This window comes from Delftia sp. ZNC0008, from assembly GCF_000799035.1.
In the GTDB taxonomy this organism is placed as follows: Bacteria; Pseudomonadota; Gammaproteobacteria; order Burkholderiales; family Burkholderiaceae_C; genus Comamonas; species Comamonas tsuruhatensis.
In genome coordinates, this window is the sequence record NZ_JTKZ01000164.1 from 1 (window position 1) to 1503 (window position 1503).

The window sequence follows — 1503 nt, forward strand, 5'->3', positions numbered from 1 at the left end:
CCGCGTGATGGAGCCGCTGTCCACCACGGCGATCAGGCTCTTGAGATAGCGGGTATCCAAAAGATTTCCTTGGGGATTGCAAAGAAATCAACGCTATCACTTTTGAAAAGCCTCTGCTAGGCTCGCGCCACCCACGGCAGGCCACGGCCTGCGAACCTGCCTGCACCACAAGCACAACCAAAGGATCAGCCATGCGCACCAGCTTCCACCTTGCCTACCATGTCCGCGATCTGGACGAAGCGCGCGCCTTCTACGGCACGCTGCTCGGCTGCCAGGAAGGCCGCAGCACCGAGACCTGGGTGGACTTCGACTTCTTCGGCCACCAGATCTCGCTGCACCTGGGCGAGCCCTTCCCGGTCACGAACACCGGCCGCGTGGGCGACCACATGGTGCCCATGCCCCACCTGGGCCTGGTGATGGCCATGGACGACTGGAAGGCCCTGGCCGCGCGGCTGTCCGGCGGCGTGGTGGACTTCGTGCTGCAGCCCGGCATCCGCTTCGAGGGCGAGCCCGGCGAGCAGGCCACCATGTTCTTCCGCGACCCCAGCGGCAATCCCATCGAGGTCAAGGGCTTCGCCGACCTGGACAAGGTCTTCGCCAAATGAGCGGCTCGCTGTCTCCTCGCGCCTCGCTCCCCCCGCTTCCTTTCGTCTGCGCACCCGGCTATCCGGCCGCCCAGGCCTGGCTGCAGGCCCTGCAGGCGGCCCTGCCCGAGGAGCGCGTGGTGGCGCTCGATACGCTGGATGCCGACCAGCGCGCGGCCTGCGAGGTCGCCATCGTCGCCAACCCCCAGCCCGCTGACCTGCGCACGCTGCCGCGCCTGCAATGGGTGCACAGCGTCTGGGCCGGCGTGGAGCGCCTGGTGGCCGACCTGGGCGATACCGACCTGCGCATCGTCCGCCTGGTGGACCCGCAACTGGCCGCCACCATGGCCGAGGCCGTGCTGGCCTGGACCCTGTACCTGCACCGCGACATGCCGCGCTATGCCCGGCAGCAGGCCGCGCGCCAATGGCTGGCGCATGACGGCGTGCGCGCGCAGGACAGGACGGTATCGCTGCTGGGCCTGGGCGCACTGGGCAAGGCCGCCGCGCAGCGGCTGCTGTCGGCCGGCTTCCAGGTGCGCGGCTGGAGCCGCACGCCCAGGCAGATGGACGGCGTGCAATGCCATGCGGGTGATGCCGAGCTGCCCGCCATGCTGGCGCAGACCGACATCCTCGTATGCCTGCTGCCGCTCACGCCGCAGACGCGCGGCATCGTCGGCGCGCAGGCGCTGGCCGCGCTGCCTGCCCATGCCTCGCTGATCAACTTTGCGCGCGGCCCCATCGTGGACGATGCCGCGCTGCGCACCGCCCTGGACGGCGGCCGTCTGGCCCATGCCGTGCTGGACGTGTTCGACCAGGAGCCCCTGCCAGAATCGTCCTGGCAATGGGCGCACCCTGCCGTGACCGTTCTGCCCCACATCTCGGCACCCACGGACCGCGCGACGGCATCGGCCATCGTGGC

At 69.7% G+C, this 1503-nt stretch carries 2 protein-coding genes; both read left to right on the forward strand.

Features of this window, described 5'->3' with window-relative positions; all coding sequences use genetic code 11:
• The first annotated feature begins 191 nt into the window (after positions 1–191).
• Positions 192–605, forward strand: a complete 414-nt coding sequence (locus L995_RS05520) for a VOC family protein (RefSeq protein WP_012207434.1) — start codon at positions 192–194, stop codon at positions 603–605.
• On the forward strand, positions 602–1503 hold a 902-nt coding region (locus L995_RS05525), incomplete at its 3' end, for a 2-hydroxyacid dehydrogenase (RefSeq protein WP_047469967.1). The genes L995_RS05520 and L995_RS05525, both read left to right, overlap by 4 nt.